The organism is Lentibacillus sp. Marseille-P4043 (genome assembly GCF_900258515.1).
Lineage (GTDB): Bacteria > Bacillota > Bacilli > Bacillales > Amphibacillaceae > Lentibacillus_C.
In genome coordinates this window covers 3249036-3267057 of the sequence record NZ_LT984884.1, presented here as the reverse complement: position 1 = coordinate 3267057, position 18022 = coordinate 3249036, and the positions used below count along the sequence as shown (strand labels likewise).

General features: G+C 39.1%; 17 protein-coding genes and 1 riboswitch. Of the genes, 14 read left to right on the top strand and 3 right to left on the bottom strand.

Annotated features, from left to right (window positions below):
• Nucleotides 1-86: 86 nt before the first annotated feature.
• A complete protein-coding gene (locus tag C8270_RS16225; RefSeq protein WP_106497839.1) occupies nt 87-1295 on the top strand; it encodes an NAD(P)/FAD-dependent oxidoreductase in 1209 nt (402 codons plus the stop codon).
• A 291-nt stretch (nt 1296-1586) separates the two neighbouring features.
• Complete coding sequence (locus C8270_RS16220) at nt 1587-2435, top strand: VanW family protein (RefSeq protein ID WP_442785831.1); 849 nt, start codon at nt 1587-1589, stop codon at nt 2433-2435.
• A gap of 2 nt (nt 2436-2437) precedes the next feature.
• Here C8270_RS16220 and C8270_RS16215 read toward each other — a convergent pair whose 3' ends face one another.
• A complete protein-coding gene (locus tag C8270_RS16215; RefSeq protein WP_106497837.1) occupies nt 2438-2797 on the bottom strand; it encodes a thiol-disulfide oxidoreductase DCC family protein in 360 nt (119 codons plus the stop codon).
• A gap of 174 nt (nt 2798-2971) precedes the next feature.
• Between C8270_RS16215 and C8270_RS16210 the strand changes: the two genes are divergently transcribed.
• Both C8270_RS16210 and C8270_RS16205 read left to right on the top strand, forming a co-directional pair.
• Complete coding sequence (locus C8270_RS16210; RefSeq protein WP_106497836.1) at nt 2972-4093, top strand: tetratricopeptide repeat protein; 1122 nt, start codon at nt 2972-2974, stop codon at nt 4091-4093.
• 83 nt (nt 4094-4176) lie between these two features.
• A complete protein-coding gene (locus C8270_RS16205; RefSeq protein WP_158701747.1) occupies nt 4177-5199 on the top strand; it encodes a hypothetical protein in 1023 nt (340 codons plus the stop codon).
• 16 nt (nt 5200-5215) lie between these two features.
• Here C8270_RS16205 and C8270_RS16200 read toward each other — a convergent pair whose 3' ends face one another.
• Together C8270_RS16200 and C8270_RS16195 are read right to left on the bottom strand one after the other, a co-directional pair.
• Nucleotides 5216-7162, bottom strand: coding sequence for an aconitate hydratase (locus C8270_RS16200; protein ID WP_106497834.1), 1947 nt, complete (start codon nt 7160-7162; stop codon nt 5216-5218).
• Between the two features lie 194 nt (nt 7163-7356).
• The gene (locus C8270_RS16195; protein WP_106497833.1) at nt 7357-7893 is read right to left on the bottom strand and encodes a YceI family protein; all 537 of its coding nucleotides are present in this window, start codon (nt 7891-7893) and stop codon (nt 7357-7359) included.
• Between the two features lie 208 nt (nt 7894-8101).
• Here C8270_RS16195 and C8270_RS16190 point away from each other — a divergent pair, with 208 nt between their 5' ends.
• The 10 genes from C8270_RS16190 to C8270_RS16150 all read left to right on the top strand — a co-directional run bounded on the left by C8270_RS16190 (nt 8102) and on the right by C8270_RS16150 (nt 17861).
• Nucleotides 8102-9085 carry a DUF2628 domain-containing protein gene (locus C8270_RS16190; protein WP_158701746.1) on the top strand — a complete coding sequence of 328 codons (984 nt, stop codon included), beginning with the start codon at nt 8102-8104 and terminating at the stop codon, nt 9083-9085.
• 24 nt (nt 9086-9109) lie between these two features.
• Nucleotides 9110-9568, top strand: a complete 459-nt coding sequence (locus C8270_RS16185) for a DUF6884 domain-containing protein (protein WP_106497831.1) — start codon at nt 9110-9112, stop codon at nt 9566-9568.
• A gap of 15 nt (nt 9569-9583) precedes the next feature.
• On the top strand, nt 9584-9907 hold the full coding sequence (locus tag C8270_RS16180; protein ID WP_106497830.1) for a hypothetical protein: 324 nt from the start codon (nt 9584-9586) through the stop codon (nt 9905-9907).
• 176 nt (nt 9908-10083) lie between these two features.
• Complete coding sequence (locus C8270_RS16175) at nt 10084-10347, top strand: phage holin (RefSeq protein WP_106498569.1); 264 nt, start codon at nt 10084-10086, stop codon at nt 10345-10347.
• A 680-nt stretch (nt 10348-11027) separates the two neighbouring features.
• Nucleotides 11028-12812, top strand: coding sequence for a M3 family oligoendopeptidase (locus C8270_RS16170; protein ID WP_106497829.1), 1785 nt, complete (start codon nt 11028-11030; stop codon nt 12810-12812).
• Between the two features lie 65 nt (nt 12813-12877).
• Nucleotides 12878-12983, top strand: a riboswitch (TPP riboswitch).
• A gap of 118 nt (nt 12984-13101) precedes the next feature.
• Complete coding sequence (gene thiT, locus C8270_RS16165; protein WP_106497828.1) at nt 13102-13677, top strand: energy-coupled thiamine transporter ThiT; 576 nt, start codon at nt 13102-13104, stop codon at nt 13675-13677.
• A gap of 150 nt (nt 13678-13827) precedes the next feature.
• Complete coding sequence (locus C8270_RS20305) at nt 13828-13974, top strand: hypothetical protein (RefSeq protein ID WP_199794688.1); 147 nt, start codon at nt 13828-13830, stop codon at nt 13972-13974.
• Nucleotides 13975-14117: 143 nt separating this feature from the next.
• Nucleotides 14118-15539, top strand: a complete 1422-nt coding sequence (locus tag C8270_RS16160; RefSeq protein ID WP_106497827.1) for a hypothetical protein — start codon at nt 14118-14120, stop codon at nt 15537-15539.
• 71 nt (nt 15540-15610) lie between these two features.
• Nucleotides 15611-15979 (top strand): hypothetical protein, encoded by a 369-nt coding sequence (locus tag C8270_RS16155; RefSeq protein WP_106497826.1) that lies wholly within the window; start codon nt 15611-15613, stop codon nt 15977-15979.
• 133 nt (nt 15980-16112) lie between these two features.
• Entirely contained in the window at nt 16113-17861 is a 1749-nt protein-coding gene (locus tag C8270_RS16150; protein ID WP_106497825.1) for a carbon starvation CstA family protein, read from the top strand.
• Nucleotides 17862-18022: the final 161 nt, after the last annotated feature.

Genomic DNA, 18022 nt, shown 5'->3' with positions numbered 1-18022 from the left:
CATAAGGAATTTTATTTAATGTAATTTATTTTATCTGTAAGCTTTACTGACTTGCAAATGAAATGAAAGGGAAGGTGGACAAGACAATGAACAAACCAAAAATTGTTGTCCTTGGTGCTGGTTATGCAGGAATGATGACAACAAAAAAATTGACACAAAAGTTAGGTGCTGAAGAGGCGGAGATTGTACTCGTCAACAAACACAACTATCATTATGAAACAACTTGGTTACATGAGGTAGCAGCAGGAACAATCAATCATAACCAGGCGCGTTTTATGATTAGCGATGTCATTAATCCAAATCGCGTTCGCTTAATTTATGATTCTGTTGTAGAAGTAAAACGAGATGAAAATCTTGTTGTGTTGGAAAACAGTGAAATTTCGTATGATTATTTAGTCATTTCACTTGGATTTGTAACAAACACATTTGGTATAAAAGGAATGGAAGAAAATGCATTCTTTATTCAAGATATCGATTCAAGTCAATTAATCCGTGAACATATTGAATATCAATTTATTCAATATAAAAATAGCGAAGAAAAAGATGAAGATAGTCTAAATATCTTAGTCGGCGGTGGTGGTTTCACGGGAATTGAATTTGTTGGTGAATTAGCTGAAAAAGTTCCACAACTATGTAAGAAATACGATATTGACCGCAGTAAAGTCCGTATCATTAATGTGGAGGCTGCTCCATCCATTATGCCTGGGTTTGATAAAGAACTGGTTGCTTACGCTAAACAATCATTACAAGAACGCGGTGTAGAATTCCGTGAAGGTGCTGCAATCAAGGAATGTAAAGCGGATAGCTTCGTTGTTGGTGATGACAATGAGGAAATAAAAGCCGGTACAATTGTTTGGACTGGCGGTGTTACAGGTAGCCCAGTTTTAACTAAATCTGGTTTTGAATTGACAAAAGGAAAAGTTACGGTAAATGGTGACATGCGTGCACCAGGCGAAGAAAATATTTTCATTCTTGGTGACTGTGCATGGGTAATGAACGAAAAAGAAGGACGCCCATTCCCACCAACAGCACAGGCAGCAATGCAACACGCAACAACATGTGCAAATAACATTTACGCACTTCTTCATCATCAAGCTTTAACAAATTTTGTGTTTGATGATAAAGGAACTGTTGCTTCCCTTGGTGTAACAGACGCGATGGGAACTGTATTTTCAGGCACAAAATTATATGGTAAGTCAGCTGCAACGATGAAAAAAGTAATTGACAACCGTTCATTGTTCTTGCAAGGCGGACCCAAATTACTTCTTAAAAAAGGAAAAGTACGTCCATTTTAATCGTAAGCGGAGTGACTGTCCCGCTAAACGTTGACCTACTCGAAAGCGTGTAGGGAAGAATGAGGAGGATATATGGAATGAAAAAAGGAATACTATATTTTATTTTAGCTACACTTGCATCGATCGTAGGTTATGCATGTGCTAGTCGAAGCATGGAAAATACAAGAGATTTCCGTTAATGAATGCAAAAACTCCCTAAACTTTAGGGAGTTTTTTTATTACACATTATTACATGAATCCGCTCCAATTTCGAATACTAGGTAAAGGAGGTTGAGATGAATGAAATCTGTCATTTTTTCTTTATTGTTAACGTTTACGCCATTAACAATAATCCCTAATGAATTAGCGGTGACTGATCAAGGTAACATATTAACAACGGTTACACGTGATCATTATTCCCTTCCTTTTTTAGATGGTCCCTTTATTGAAGATGAAAAAATGGATCTGTTGCTTGATAACCTAGAACAGAAAATACGTAAAGAGCCAGTAAATGCTTCCCTTAATGATAATGATGAAATTGTCAAAGAGAAACCAGGAATAACGCTTGATCGACAAAAGTTTAATGTGTTATTCCGTAAATTCTTTTATGATGGAAAACCTGTTAAGGTAGAAGTGCCGAAAAAAAAGGTATTTCCCAAGGTGGATAGTGAATTGTTGGCAGAAATAAAAGAGAATGAAATTGGGAGTTATGAGACTTATTTTAAATCAAGTAATAAAGAGCGAACCCGTAATATTGAATTGTCAGCCGCGGCGATAAATAACCATGTGCTTTTTCCTGGAGAGACATTTTCATTTAATAAAGTAGTTGGAAAGCGAACGAAGGAAAAAGGGTACAAGCGAGCCCCAGTTATTGTGAAAGGAGAGCTAGCAGAGGATATTGGTGGGGGGATCTGTCAGGTTTCTTCTACGTTGTATAATGCAGTCAATCTTATTGGCATTGAAATTGTTGAGCGTTATTCACACAGCAGGAGTGTACCATATGTTCCGCCAGGCCGTGATGCAACGGTAAGCTGGTATGGACCAGATTTTGCTTTTAAAAATGAATACAATCATCCTATATTAATTAGAGCAGATGCCAAAAATGGAAAAATGAGCATTACTATTTACTCCTCCGATTCAGTGGAACATAAATCAAAGTAATGTCAATCTCTATTAGCAGGAAGTTGGCATCCTTCATCATTACATTGATTTACCGGAATTAATTTTCTGTTAGCTGCAACTTTTTTATAGATATAATCCCCTAAACCAATCATTTTAAAAAGATATAGAAACGGAATAACTACCCATAGTAATGGAAGGTGTTTCGCAATTTGGATTAAGGCAGTGAATCCAACGTACCATTGTCCATTTTCTTTTACATGAAGGTTTTCTTCCATTGCTTTTGGATAACTATCTAAGTCACGGAACGACTCAAAGGTTAAATGATTATTCCAGTCGAATTTCTTCCAAATGATTGAGCTGTTTCGGCACATGGAACAAAAGCTATCATAAAAAACGATCATGAAAATCACGCTCCCTTGATAGTTCGATTATAACATGAAATATGATCATTTCATGAAAGTTAAGGAAAAAAGCAGCAAAGAATCGACTTTTTCGCTACAATATAGTAGAAAAGTTTTTTAATTCATGTTTTTGGTTAGACTGAACAATAAGCTACTTGATAGGGGATTGAAGCAATGGCGAATAAAGATATTTTAAACTTGGAAGAACAATTCGAACAAACAATGAATGAAGCAAACAAAGACGACTTACAGGAATTATTAGAAGAATTTAAGCGTAACCACTTTCCGAATGTACTTTCAAAGTCCGCACAACTTCGGGATAAATATCAGGATAATAAGCAACTGGTTGAACTTTTAATGTTGCTAGAAGCTGTGAGCCATGCACAAATCGAGGAATTTAGGCGGTCTTCTGAAATTATTCAACAACTGTACAATGATGCGGATAGCATGAGTGGCAATGAGCTTATTACGCTAGGCGAACTTGCCTTTATGAGTGACTACAAACTTGCCCGCAGAATTTTATCAGATGCAGTGAAACGAATGGAGACGGAAGCAGAACCTGATCGCATCAAGCTTGCACGTGGTTATTTGGTTTTAGGTGAGGCAGAGGAGCAATTGGAAAAATTCACACGTGCGATTAAATACTTTAAACAAGGCCTGACCTATTTTCAGGCAGATGATATCCGGGATAAATATATGATTCTTTATTTGCATTTTAAAATTGGTATGCTTTATTCAACGAAAAATGAGCAAAAGGAAGCTATTGAATATTTGCAGAAGGCTGTCGAACTTGCGGATGAGAATAAAGAAATGAAAATTAATAGCCTAGTAAGTTTGGCAAAAATTTATGGCAGTCGTAATGATAATGAAATGGCTTATTCTTACTTGAAAGAAACGCTTGGACTTATTGATGATTCAGCTTTATCTGAAACCCTTGTTCATGCTGAAGCATTAATTGAAATGGCTTTTTATTATTTTGACCAATCAAAATTAGATGAAGCAGTACCATACTATCAACGTGCGATTGATATGTATAAAAAACAACCTGGAAAATCGGACCGTAAACTTGGTATGGTTTACATGCAATATGCGTATTGTTTGGAACATAAGGATAAAGAAGACAAGCACCTTGCGGGGGTTAACTATGAACGTGCGATTGAACAATTGGAGAAAATAAAGGATCGTGAACTGTTAGAAAATGCATTTGCCGATGTAATTGCCTTTTTTGATGCGACAAATAACACGAAAAAGAAACGTATTTATGAAAATAAATTTGTAAAGATGGTAAATGCTTAATGGGCATTCCATCTTTTTATAGAAGATGAGGTAATTTAAAAAGCTGAACCCAAAAGGAATTGGGTTCAGCTTTTTAAGATTGGATGAAGGTTGTCCCCGTCATCAACTTGATTTGTGAGAGTATCACACGGAAACGGGAAAACATCAGCCCGAGAGCGGAAACATCGTCCCGAGAGCGGAAACATCGGCGCGAGAGTCAAAACATCATCCCGAAAGCAGAAACATCGGCGCGAGAGCCAAAACATCGGCGCGAGAGCCAAAACATCGTCCCGAAAGCAGAAACATCGGCGCGAGAGCCAAAACATCAGCCCGAGAGCAGAAACATCGGCGCGAGAGCCAAAACATCAGCCCGAAAGCAGAAACATCATCCCGAGAGTCAAAACATCATCCCGAGAGCCAAAACATCGCCCCGAAAGCAGAAACATCGGCGCGAGAGTCAAAACATCGTCCCGAGAGCGGAAACATCATCCCGAGAGCCAAAACATCGCCCCGAGAGCAGAAACATCGTCCCGAAAGCAGAAACATCAGCCCGAGAGCGGAAACATCGTCCCGAGAGCCAAAACATCGTCCCGAGAGTCAAAACATCATCCCGAAAGCAGAAACATCGGCGCGAGAGCCAAAACATCATCCCGAAAGCAGAAACATCGGCGCGAGAGTCAAAACATCATCCCGAAAGCAGAAACATCGGCGCGAGAGCCAAAACATCAGCCCGAGAGCCAAAACATCGTCCCGAAAGCAGAAACATCGGCGCGAGAGCCAAAACATCGGCGCGAGAGCCAAAACATCGTCCCGAAAGCAGAAACATCAGCCCGAGAGCAGAAACATCGGCGCGAGAGTCAAAACATCATCCCGAAAGCAGAAACATCGGCGCGAGAGTCAAAACATCGTCCCGAAAGCAGAAACATCGGCGCGAGAGCCAAAACATCGGCGCGAGAGCAGAAACATCATCCCGAGAGCGGAAACATCATCCCGAGAGCGGAAACATCGGCGCGAGAGCCAAAACATCGGCGCGAGAGCCAAAACATCGGCGCGAGAGTCAAAACATCATCCCGAGAGTAGAAACATCATCCCGAGAGCCAAAACATCGCCCAAAAAGGCATTACTAATCTCCCGAAAAATCCATCATACCTGTTTAGCTCGAATCCAATTAATCAATCCACCTGCTAATACAATATGAACCTGTCGCTCTGATAAAGTATGTTTCACATTTACTTTATCATCTCTATCTTTTATTGATACTGAAAATTCCTGTTGCTTAGTAATGACTTCCCGTAAGTTGGAGAATTCGAGAACGTCACCTTGCGTTAATTTGTTGAAATCTTTTTCATTAGAAAATGTTAATGGTAAAACACCAAAGTTTACTAGGTTTTGCCAGTGGATACGTGCATAATCTTTTGCGATTACTACACGTAGTCCTAGATAGCTTGGTGCAAGTGCAGCATGTTCGCGACTTGATCCTTGTCCATAATTGTATCCACTGATAATGGCATGACCGCCAGTTTCCTTGCTATTCATTCCCCGTTCATAATAAGATGGATCGATTGCTTCAAACGTAAATTTACTAATTTCGGGTAAATTACTGCGATACGGTAAGACACGAGCGCCACCAGCAAGTATTTCATCCGTTGATATATTATCGCCAACATGCAATAAAATAGGTATTTCTATTTCATTTGGTAATGTATCCATTTCCGGAATTGATACAATGTTCGGTCCCTTAACAAGATCGACATGTTGAGCCTCTTGATAAGAAAGTGGTTCATCTAATAAGTGATCATCTACCATTGATTTAGTAGGTTCATTTACTTTTGGGTAAGCAAAATTTAATGTTCTTGGATCTGTGATTTTTCCTGTTAACGCAGATGCTGCAACAGTTTCTGGACTAGCTAAATAAACACTGTCCTCTCGAGTGCCAGAACGGCCAGGAAAATTTCGCGGTGTTGTTCGTAAGCTATTTCTTCCCGATGCTGGAGCTTGTCCCATTCCAATACATCCATTACAACCGGCTTGGTGTAGACGTGCACCGGATTGTAAAAGACTGGCAATATGAAGTTCCCCAACAAGATTTGTAAGCATTTGCCTTGATGTTGGATTGATATCGAATGATAGACCTGTCGCGATTTGTTTATTTTTTACAATTTCTGCAGCAATAGCAAAATCTCGGAAGCCAGGGTTTGCTGATGAACCAATATAAGATTGATAAATTGGTGTTTCTTCTAACTCGTTGACTTTTACAACATTTCCAGGGCTTGATGGTTTTGCCACCAATGGCTCCAATTCAGTGAGATTTATCGTATCGTGTAAATCATAATTGGCATCATCATCAGCTATTAATTCATGCCAATCTACCTCTCGATTTTGCTTTTTTAAGAATCGTTTTACTTCCTTGTCTGATGGAAAGACAGTGGCGGTTGCACCAAGTTCTGCACCCATATTAGCAATTACATGGCGATCCATTGCGGTTAGGTGTTCTAATCCTGGACCATAATATTCAATGATTTTTCCGATGCCGCCTTTGACATCATGACGTCTTAACATTTCCAAAATCACATCTTTGGCACTTACCCAGTCGGGAAGATTTCCTACTAGTTTCACTCCTAACACTTCCGGCATTTTAATGTAAATTGGTTCACCAGCAATTGCCATGGCGACGTCAATACCGCCAGCACCTATAGCGAGCATCCCCATACAGCCATTCGCACATGTATGACTATCAGACCCAAGCAATGTTTTTCCAGGTTTTGCCAATCGCTGCATGTGAACAGGGTGGCTTACACCGTTACCAGGACGGCTATAATGCAGACCGAATCGTTGTGTGGCACTTTCAAGAAATAAATGATCATCCGGGTTCTTGTTGTCCACTTGGATTAGATTATGATCAACATATTGGGCTGATGCCTCTGTCTTTGCATAGTCTAATCCCATTGCTTCTAGCTCAAGCATGACCATTGTTCCTGTAGCATCTTGTGTCAATGTTTGGTCAATTTTTAGTCCAATTTCTTCTCCTTTTTGAAGGGACCCTGATATTAGGTGATCTTTTATCAATTTTTGCGCAACATTTAATCCCATTACCAAATTCCTCCTTCTAATTACCTTTATTATGCTTTTCCTCAAAGGTGATGCAGTTAAACAAGATTCATACTCTTATAGAAATTCATGGGATGCGGAACAAGAAGCTCCCACTAAAGCAAAGGTAATCGAAAAGGAAAGTTTAGCAATAAGAAAGGGGCTTTCCAAATAGGAAAGCCCCTTTACCATCTCGTTTATGCTTCTTTATGTGCTTCAATTTCCACGTTTAGTTTAACTTTTTCACCTACTAGCACACCACCAGTTTCTAATGCGGCATTCCATGTTAGGCCAAAATCTTTTCGATTAATTTCTGCGCTACCACTAAAGCCCGCAACTGTGTTACCACTCATTGGGTCTTTATGCTGGCCTTCAAAATCTACATTAAATGTTACAGGTTTTGTTGTCCCGCGGATAGTTAAATCACCTGTTACATCGTAATTATTTTCAGTTTTCTTTTTAATATCCGTTACGTTGAAAGTAAGCTTAGGATGATTTTCAACATCAAAGAAGTCTGCTGAACGTAAATGGTTATCACGGTCTTCTTTACGTGTGTCAATACTGTTTACGTCAACATTAAATTCGATCGATGAATCGGTTAAATCTTCTGGATCTGCCTCTATGGTAGCATCAAATTCAGTAAATTCACCTTTTGCTTTTGAAATCATCATATGTTTTACAACAAATTCTAGTGAACTATGCACCGGATCAACTGTCCATTTTGTTTTTGCCATTCGAAATCCCTCCGATAAATATGTTTAATTAGTAGGTTACTTTTCGTTATTTAGTATATAACTATAAATAAATATTGTCAAGTAATTTAAGTGGCTTGTACAATGTAAACTTCCCACATAGATTATTGGATAAACACCAAATAAGTTATCGCAAAATGAGGTGTAGTAATGCTATAATAAAATTAAGTATGGAATGGGGAGGACTTCTATGTATTGTGCGAATTGTGGGACAGAACTGGATGCAGATGCGAGCTTTTGTACCGAATGTGGTCATAAAGTAAAACAGCCTGCTTCAACAGCAGTAACGAACTCTGATCCATCTTTTCATGAATCCTATGAAACGACTTCCATTAATGATGATGTACGTGATTTTGTTGGGGAGAAATATCCCTTTTATCGGTCTAAGTGGGATCGAATGGAGGAGAAGGGAAGTCCATCATCATGGAATTTCCCGGCATTCTTTTTTAGTACATTATGGTTAGGTTATCGGAAAATGTACCGCGAAGTTTTTTTTATTGCGATCCTATTTCTAGCAATTGATTTCGCACTTTATCTATTTAACTATCAATATAGTGCAGATGCAGTTATCGACCCAATCGATCGTTTTATTTCGATTGGAATTTCCATGTTATTAGGGCTGTTTGGAAATTATTTGTATAAAAAACATACTATGAAAAAAGTGCATGCGATTCGTCTTGCACAGCCTGCTGAAGATGTAAAACATGTGTCACTAAAACATAAAGGAGAAGCAAGTTTTCTCGGCGTTTTGTTATCAATTGTTATTATGGTGGTTGTGTATGTTATCCCTATGTGGTTTATCCCGATGAATTTTGATGTAGTAGATCAGATAAAACATGGATCATTTGAACAGTATCCGGATAGAACAGTAGGAGAAATGTTCGATGAGTTTTTTGAACATGGAGAATGGCAGGAAGCAACAAATGATTCGAATTTTATTATCGTAGCATATAATGGGGAAAAGCAAATTAATGATTATCAATATGATATTCAGATTGAATTTTATACGGAAGAGGATTCGAATTCATTTGATATCCAAAGTATTACAGTCGATGGTGAGCAATTAACTTCAAGTGAAACATTGGATTTTCTCGATTATATTTTTAACGGAGGACATCTTCAGAAGAATAACTCTTTTAATGGAGGAAATAACCCCGATGGCTATGTATGGTAACATAAAAAGTAGAGGGGTGTAAAAATGAAACAGCTAAGTATTATTCCATGCGGTATTAAGAAGGTTTGGGATAAACATCCCGAATTAGGTGCCGTTACAGCAAGTGAGGCTTACATTGGAACTTTTCATAATCTTTGTCGTCAATATGCGGAGGTTTTTACGGATAATTGGGTGATTCTGTCAGCAAAGCATGGTTTTTTATTTGCAGATGATATTGTTGATGGCCCGTATGATGTGACATTTAACCAGAAAAGTGATGAGATCATTTCTATGGAGCACTTACGTGAACAAGTAAAGGAGCAACAGTTAGACCAATATGATAAATTAATCGTTCTAACAGGTAAAAAATATAAAAAAGTAGTTTATGAAAGTTTTGGTAATTCTGTTCCTGCGTCATTTCCACTTTTGCAATGCAAAGGAATTGGCTACATGCAGCAATTGTTAAAAAAAGCTGTTGAAGAAGGAAAACCGATTCATTCGTAATGAAGGAGCTATAACATGAACCGTGCAATAATGATGATCATTATTCTAATCATCTACGTAATCTATGCAGCATTTAAACATAGGGAAGTATGGAAGAAGCTATCAGCAAAACAAATAATGGGTGTACTACTAACATTTATTATCATTATGGGGATTGGCAGTATGGTCTTGTATTACTTCTCGCGTTTTCTAATGGACATCATTCAAAATGATATTGTTAGTATCGCCATGCAGTTTCTTAGCGCTTTATTTATTGTTATTTTTGGCGTCATTATTTTCAATATCTATGTGTCGCGAATAACCAATGGAATACTGCCGATTAAACGACCATCAAAATAATCGACAACTCTGCATTAAGTTGCAGGGTTGTTTTTTTGTAAATTGATACTGCGTTTTGAATATTAATCGATAACTACCAAAAAATTGACCACATCTATTCTTCTAATTTATTCCTCGAGCCGTTCCAAAATTCAAGTCAACTGAAAATAATAGTATAGGAGGTTAGATTGAAGGAGGTGAAGGAATTGGACAAAGGTACGATTGTCCGTACAGTTGCTTTAGTTTTGGCACTTGTGAATCAGGTTCTAGTATTGTTCAAAAAATCCCCTTTACCATTAGATTCCGAGATAGTTGAGCAAGCAGTTGCATTACTATTTACCATTATTACATCAATAGTCGCCTGGTTTAAAAATAATTATGTCACAAGTAAGGGTAAACAGCAGAAAAAGGTGTTATGTGAGAATGGTTTGGCAAAAGCAGAAAAAAGTGACGGAAAATAAATCCCTGTTATTTAATCACAGCTCAACTTTCGCAGCGGAAATAGACAAATAAGCCTTGATAGAATGAGGAAGGATGGAGATTAACTGCTCAAGTTGACTTGGATTAACCACATTTAATCAAGCTGTGACTACTAGACTCTTTTCTATAAGTACACGCATTTCCCACCGTCCGGGATCGTTCCGGGTGGATGCTTTCCGCGGGCACGGCCTCAGCCTCCTTGCCCCGGCGAGGGGTATGTCGACGTTGTCCGCAAAGGACGGTTTTAGTCGACCCTCCTTTTCAAACCACTCTGCGAGGTCTTTGGACACGTGCTGGGGCTGCGCTAACTCGCCCCACCGAAAACCATTGTTCCCGCAGGACAAGGAAGGCTACGTCAGCGATACATCTTCGTGAGAAAAAGTGCTTTTCTTTTTCGAGGAGTCACCACCCTCCACTCACCCGGACTAGTGAAGTGGTAGAATGTGGCTTGGTAGAACCCTCAGCTAACTGTTTGATCTTATTTTATCAGTGCGAAAGTTGAGATCACAGGAAATGAATAGTTAGGGAACCTTGAGCCTTCCTGTCAATTGCGGCAGGAAGGAATTTTAAAATATTTCTTTTTTCAGTCTAATATGCTGACCATTTACTTACTTTTCGTTATAATGAAATAAGTAAGAATTATTATAAAGGGAGAGATTTGATGCAAACTACATATAAACCTACTTGGGACCTTGATGTGATTTTTCCAGGTGGGAGTGAGTCAGAAGCTTTTCATACATATGTTACAACGTTAGAGCGTGAGATGGAGTACTTAGCTGGTAAAGTTAACGATTTCATACCTGCTAAGAAAAATGTCAATATGGCTTTGTTAGAAAGCATTGTTGATGGACTTGAACACACAATGAAAAAACTACGGGAAGCCTTTGCTTTTGTTAGTTGTTTAAGTGCACAAGATGTAAAAGATGAAAAGGCTAGTGTTTTAGTTGGAAAACGCAGTGAGTTAAAAGCGAAAATGGATGCGATTAAAACAAATTTTGAACAAAAATTAGTCTCAATTGATGATCAAACATGGAGTGAGTTGCTTAAACAACCAAATATAGAGGAAGTTGCTTTTGTCCTGGATGAAAACAGGGAGAAGGCGAAAGACCTGTTATCAGCAGATCAAGAAGTGCTAATTAATGATCTCGCGGTAGATGGGTATCATGGCTGGGGACAAATGTATGAAACAGTTGTTGGAAATATGAATGTAGCGATTGAAGAGGATGGAGAAGTTACAGCATATTCTGTAGGACAAGCAGCAAATAAATTGGGTAATCCAGATCGAACTGTACGTCAGCATGTATTCGATAAACTGGGGGACGCATGGTCGGAAAATGCCAACTTATTTGGTCAAACATTAAATCATTTGGCAGGATTTCGTTTGCAAACCTATAAACATCGTGATTGGCAGGACGTTTTAAAAGAACCATTAGCGATTAATCGGATGAAAAAGGAAACATTAGATGCCATGTGGGGTGCAATTACGAACCATAAACAGACATTTGTTGCTTATTTGCAAAGGAAAGCAGAATTGTTAGGATTAGAAAAACTAAGTATGTATGACATCGGGGCACCCCTAACCGAAAAAGTGGAAACTTCTAGCTATACGGAAGGGGCCAATTTTATCGTCGAGAATTTCCAAAACTTTAGTCCAAAAATGGCTGATTTTGCCCGTATGGCTTTTGATAATCGTTGGATCGAAGCGGAAGATCGTGCCGGAAAACGTCCAGGAGGATTCTGCACAAGTTTTCCGGATAGTGAACAGACACGTATTTTTATGACTTATTCCGGGACATCATCTAATATTGCTACCCTTGCCCATGAATTAGGCCATGCTTACCATCAACATGTCATGAATGATGTGAATGGGTTGAATCAGGGGTATGCAATGAATGTAGCAGAAACGGCATCAACGTTTGCGGAAATGATTATTGCTGATGCATCGGTGAAGAACGCGAAAAGCAAAGTAGAAAAGCAATCCGTGCTGGAAGATAAAATTCAACGAAGTGTTGCCTTTTTCATGAATATTCATGCCCGATTCCTTTTTGAACAGCGATTTTATGAAGAAAGAAAACAAGGAATGGTTCCAGTACCAAGACTGAATGAATTAATGGTGGAGGCACAAAAAGAGGCGTATTGCGATGCGTTAGATACGTACGATCCGAATTTCTGGGCGTCTAAACTGCATTTTCACATCACGGGAACACCATTTTATAATTTTCCATATACGTTCGGCTATTTGTTTAGTCTCGGAATCTATGCACATGCACTTGAAAAAGGTAGTAGTTTTGAAGAGGATTATATTGCACTGCTTCGCGACACCGGAAAAATGACCGTTGAAGACTTAGCGGAAAAACATTTGGGAGTTGATTTAACAAAACCAGATTTCTGGGAAAACGCCATCAATTTATGTGTGAAGGATGTTGAGGAGTTTCTGGCACTTTAGATTTCAGCGTTGCTACTAGTTGGTGAATACGTTATAATACAGGTAACGAAAAAAGCATAAAAATAAAAGTCTACAGGGGGAGCCCATTTGGCTGAGAGTGAACACTGTGCTGTTCTTACCCTTTGAACCTGTTAGTTAATACTAGCGTAGGGATGGTAGCTTTTTTGATGGTATAAAAGCAATGTGAGCGGATTCCCCATCAGGAAGCTTCCCCTTTGACATTGCTTTTTTTGTGTTCAAAATTTTCGCTGGTAGATTCCTAAGTCTACTAGAAGGGGAGGTCATTTGATTGAAGGAAAAACGTACATTGTTTTTAATTGAGGTTGCGATTTTTACAGCGTTAGCATTAGCGTTAGATCTTGCTCCATTTTTATCTTTTAAAATCTGGGCTCAAGGCGGATCGATTTCATTGGCGATGATACCGGTATTCATTGTCGCCTTTCGTTGGGGGCTAAAAGGTGGATTATTATCTGGATTTCTATGGGGTGTTTTACAGGTAGCATTAGGAACAGGGTATATATTGTACTTTTGGCAAGGTCTGCTTGATTATGCGGTTGCTTTTACCGTAATCGGTTTTGCTGGTATTTTTGCGAAGCCAATTCAGCGTGCAGTTAAGGAAGGTAATACAGCGACATCTATAACATATATTTTAACTGGTGTCCTTCTTGGTTCCATGTTGCGTTTTATTGCCCATTTTGCTGCGGGAGTCGTATTTTTTGAATCAGCAGTTGACGGCATGAATGTCTGGATTTATTCATTGCTATATAATATCTCATACATTGTTCCGTCGTTCATTATCTGTACAATCGCTGTGTTTTTCTTGTTTCATAAACAGCCAAGAACACTATTAAGTGCAACTGCATAAACATTAGCTTTCCGCTCACGATATGTTAGGTCGTACCACTGTCTTTAGTTGGTACGGCTTTTGTTTTCGGAAAAAATGAATAATTTATGCATACCTCTATTTTTGCGAAGTGCATATTTTTTGAGTATACTGAAAATAGGGGTGATAATCTTGCGGGAATTAATTGGTGAATGTCAATCATGCGGAAAAGCTGTTTATTGTGAAAATGGCTTTTTTGATGGTGAACAAATAGATGGTAATTTATTATGTAATCGCTGTGCTGAAAAGGTGGATTCTGAAACGGACAAACAGGCGTAAGCTCGTTTGTTCGTTTTTAATTTAATTCACTATTTTATACCAGTGTCAAAAGCAAATTGTTTTTTATGAACCTTCCTTTTTTCTCACTCCCTATTACCGATTTGCATAGGCTATAGCACACGTAAGGAGAAAGGAAGGTTCATGTGGAACTTACGATATCGCATTGGTTATATGGATTATTTACACTGATTATTATTTTGACAATGATTTTTAAACGTGGCGTTGTACTTCCTACATTACTTGGAACGTTTGTCATTGCTTGGGTGTACAATGGTAGTCTTATTGACGGTTTCACTTCCATTTTTAATGCGAACTTGGTTGCTGCAAAAGAGCTCTTTAGTATTTTTCTAATCATCACATTTATGTTGGCGCTATTGCATTCGTTACGTGATCTTGGAGCAGATCGGAGGATGATACAACCGATTCAGAAGATGATGGTTAATGGACATGTTTCATTTTTTGTCCTTATCGCTGTAACGTATGTTATTTCCTTATTTTTCTGGCCAACACCAGCTGTTCCATTAATTTGTGCGCTTCTTGTTCCTGCGGCAGTGCGTGCAGGATTACCAGCTATTACAGCGGCGGTAGCGGTAGCAATTGCTGGGCAAGGGATGGCACTTTCTTCTGACTACATTGTGCAGGTCGCTCCCAGCTTATCAGCCAAGTCTGCGGGGATTGAAGTTGGGGTTGTTGCTGACCAGGCATTATTGCTTTCACTTATTACTGGTGGAATCGCAATTGCTGCCGCTTATTTGTTGTATCGAAAATCAATTCGTTCTAAAGATAGTGAATTAATACAACAAGATTTAGAAGCATTGGAAACTGTATCAGAATCAAAAAACGAAGCAAAATCCGCTCATCTCACAATTTGGAGTAAACTATTTTCGATCATTGTTCCAATTGCTTTGCTGGCTGTAGTCGTATATATGATGTCCGCAAAATTGATGTCAGGAAGAATGACGGGTTTTGAGGGTGGAGATGGGGCAGCATTTGTCGGAGGAGTTGCTGTAATTCTCCTGCTTTTATCAACCGTAGCATTTGGCAAACAACATGCACTTGATTATATTAGCAACCATATCACGGATGGATTTGTTTTCGCCTTTAAAGCAATGGGGCCAGTTATCCCAATTGCAGGTTTCTTCTTTTTAGGAAGTTCTGACTTTTCCGGTAGTATTTTAGGGATAGACGAAAATCCGCCAGCATTTTTGTTTGATCTTGTTCAATCAACACAGGAATTTCTACCACAAAGTGCCCTGCTTGCTGCGCTTAGTGTATTAATTATTGGTATTATTACCGGATTAGATGGCTCCGGTTTTTCCGGATTACCTTTGACAGGTGCACTTGCAGCATCATTGGATAGTAGTGCGATTGATTCTAGCACGCTTGCAGCAATCGGGCAAATGGGTTCCATCTGGACTGGTGGAGGAACAATTGTAGCTTGGTCCTCTTTAATTGCAATTGCTGGTTTTTGCGGTGTTTCCGTTATGGATTTGGTTCGAAAAAACTTTGTTCCAGTCATGCTCGGACTCGTTATCTCCACATTGCTTGCTGTGTTTATCTTGTAAATAATCCTGACGCGAAAAGTGCCTACGATTTGTCCGTAGGCACTTTTTGTAGTGCGGACGCTGGGGGAATATTGGCGCAAAAGCAGAAACATCAACCCGAAAGCAGAAACATCAGCCCGAAAGCAGAAACATCGACCCGTGAACAGAAACATCAGCCCGAAAGCAGGAATATCAGCCCGAGAACAGAAACATCAGCCCGAGAGCGAGAACATCAGCCCGAGAACAGAAACATCAACCCGAGAGCAGAAACATCAACCCGAGAACAGAAACATCGGCCCGAGAGCGAGAACATCAGCCCGAAAGCAGAAACATCAACCCGAGAGCAGAAACATCAGCCCGAGAGCGAGAACATCAGCCCGAGAGCGAGAACATCGGCCCGAGAGCAGAAAAATCGTGCGATAACAAACTATCATTCCGATCCAGTGAACCTCTTCCAATAATAATTAAACAATCCTCACTGAAATATTTACATATTCAAAATTATCAGTTATATTTGTACTAATATAAAGAGTTTTCACATATTTTTTAGTAGGACACAGGACTTATCTAAATAAAATGAGGGAGGTTGAATTAATGAGCGGTATTTTGGTTGCGATTATTGGTATTATTGTGTTTGCATTAGGCTATCGGTATTATTCCAAATTTGTTGCTGAGAAAATTTTTCGTTTGGACCCGAATTATGAAACACCGGCACACACCTATGAAGATGGTGTTGATTTTGTTCCTACCAATAAATTTGTGCTTTGGGGGCACCATTTTACATCTGTTGCAGGTGCAGCACCAATTGTTGGACCAGCTATAGCAGTTTATTGGGGTTGGGTCCCAGCGTTTTTATGGGTTATTTTGGGAACGGTGTTTGCTGCAGGTGTTCATGATTTTGGGACGCTTGTGTTATCAGTCCGTAACAAAGGTCAATCAATCGGTACACTTGCAAACAAATTGATTGGACAGCGAGCGAAAATCTTGTTTTTATTTATAATTCTTATCCTCGTTTTAATGGTAAACGCTGTGTTTGCCTGGGTTATTGCGAATTTGTTTGTTTCATTTCCGGCTAGTGTTTTACCGGTATTTATTCAAATTCCGCTAGCAATCTGGATTGGCTATAATGTATACAAACGAAAACAAAAAATGCTTGTACCATCTTTAATCGCTTTAGCTATTATGTACCTCACTGCGGTAATAGCTAGTAAGGTAGATTTTCTGCAGATTGATTTAGTTCAATACATGGGTGGAGAAAATGGCGCAGGGCTATTTGGTTTGGGTGCCGTTTCATCAGCATTTTTTATTTGGATTATTATTTTAATGGTATATGTATATATTGCTTCGACAATGCCAGTTTGGAAATTGCTACAGCCACGTGACTTTATTAATTCACATCAGCTAATTGTTGGTCTAGCCATTCTTTATTTAGGATTAATTTTCATGAATCCAGATATAACGGCACCAGCAACCAACGTGGATACCGATGTTTCTTGGTTCCCATTATTGTTTATTACGATTGCATGTGGAGCTATTTCTGGATTCCATGGACTTGTATCATCCGGTACATCGTCAAAGCAATTAAACAAAGAAACGGATGCACGGATGGTTGGTTATTTAGGTGCAGTTGGTGAAGGAGCATTAGCGTTAATCGCCATTATTGCCGTTGTTACATTCTTTGCCAATACGGATGAATTTTTAGCAACCTATAGTAGTTTTACAGCAGCTAATGGAGCAGGATTAAATGTATTTGTTGAAGGTGCGAGTAAATTAGCAACGGGCTTAATGATCCCAGCTGATGTGGCAGCAACAATTGTTTCTGTAATTGTTGTTAGCTTTGCCGCTACATCGTTGGATACTTCTGTACGGCTTATGCGTTATATTATTGCAGAGTTAGGTATTGAATATAAAATGCCAGTATTATCAAAAACGCATGTAGCTACAACTGTTGCTGTCGTCTCCAGTGCTGCATTGGTATTAATACCTGAAGGACCAAAAGGCTTTGGTTCAGGTGGTTATCTCCTATGGCCATTGTTTGGAACGTCCAATCAGCTGCTTGCCGGAATTAGTCTATTACTGATTGCCATTTGGCTCAAACGATTAGGCCGAAATTACGCGATTGTGTTAATTCCAATGATTTTCGTAATGTTTATGACGTTATGGGCCATGTTTAAACAAGTAATCTTTGAATGGTCATGGATTGGTACTAGTTCAAATATGTTGTTATTTGTGTTTGGTGCGATTATCTTTGTCTTCGCAGTATGGATTGTGCTTACTGCAGGATCCGTCTTGTTAGGGAAATCAGATAATGATATACCGAATGATAATATAAATGCAAAGTAAAGATTTGTTTCAATAATCGAGGATTTGGGGGATCATTTTAAATGTGGTCCCTTTTCTGCTTATTTGAACTGAAGGAAAACCTTCCATTCCCTAAAGAGAAGAATATTTGCTTGCCAGTCGGCCCGGAAAACGAAATATGTACGGGCTGCGGGACAGAAATC

Coding starts and splice junctions, on each gene's coding strand:
- C8270_RS16225 (WP_106497839.1), top strand. CDS start 87: ATGAACAAACCAAAAATTGTTGTCCTTGGTGCTGGTTATGCAGGAATG.
- C8270_RS16215 (WP_106497837.1), bottom strand. CDS start 2,797: ATGATCGTTTTTTATGATAGCTTTTGTTCCATGTGCCGAAACAGCTCA.
- C8270_RS16210 (WP_106497836.1), top strand. CDS start 2,972: ATGGCGAATAAAGATATTTTAAACTTGGAAGAACAATTCGAACAAACA.
- C8270_RS16205 (WP_158701747.1), top strand. CDS start 4,177: ATGAAGGTTGTCCCCGTCATCAACTTGATTTGTGAGAGTATCACACGG.
- C8270_RS16200 (WP_106497834.1), bottom strand. CDS start 7,162: ATGGGATTAAATGTTGCGCAAAAATTGATAAAAGATCACCTAATATCA.
- C8270_RS16195 (WP_106497833.1), bottom strand. CDS start 7,893: ATGGCAAAAACAAAATGGACAGTTGATCCGGTGCATAGTTCACTAGAA.
- C8270_RS16190 (WP_158701746.1), top strand. CDS start 8,102: ATGTATTGTGCGAATTGTGGGACAGAACTGGATGCAGATGCGAGCTTT.
- C8270_RS16185 (WP_106497831.1), top strand. CDS start 9,110: ATGAAACAGCTAAGTATTATTCCATGCGGTATTAAGAAGGTTTGGGAT.
- C8270_RS16180 (WP_106497830.1), top strand. CDS start 9,584: ATGAACCGTGCAATAATGATGATCATTATTCTAATCATCTACGTAATC.
- C8270_RS16170 (WP_106497829.1), top strand. CDS start 11,028: ATGCAAACTACATATAAACCTACTTGGGACCTTGATGTGATTTTTCCA.
- C8270_RS16150 (WP_106497825.1), top strand. CDS start 16,113: ATGAGCGGTATTTTGGTTGCGATTATTGGTATTATTGTGTTTGCATTA.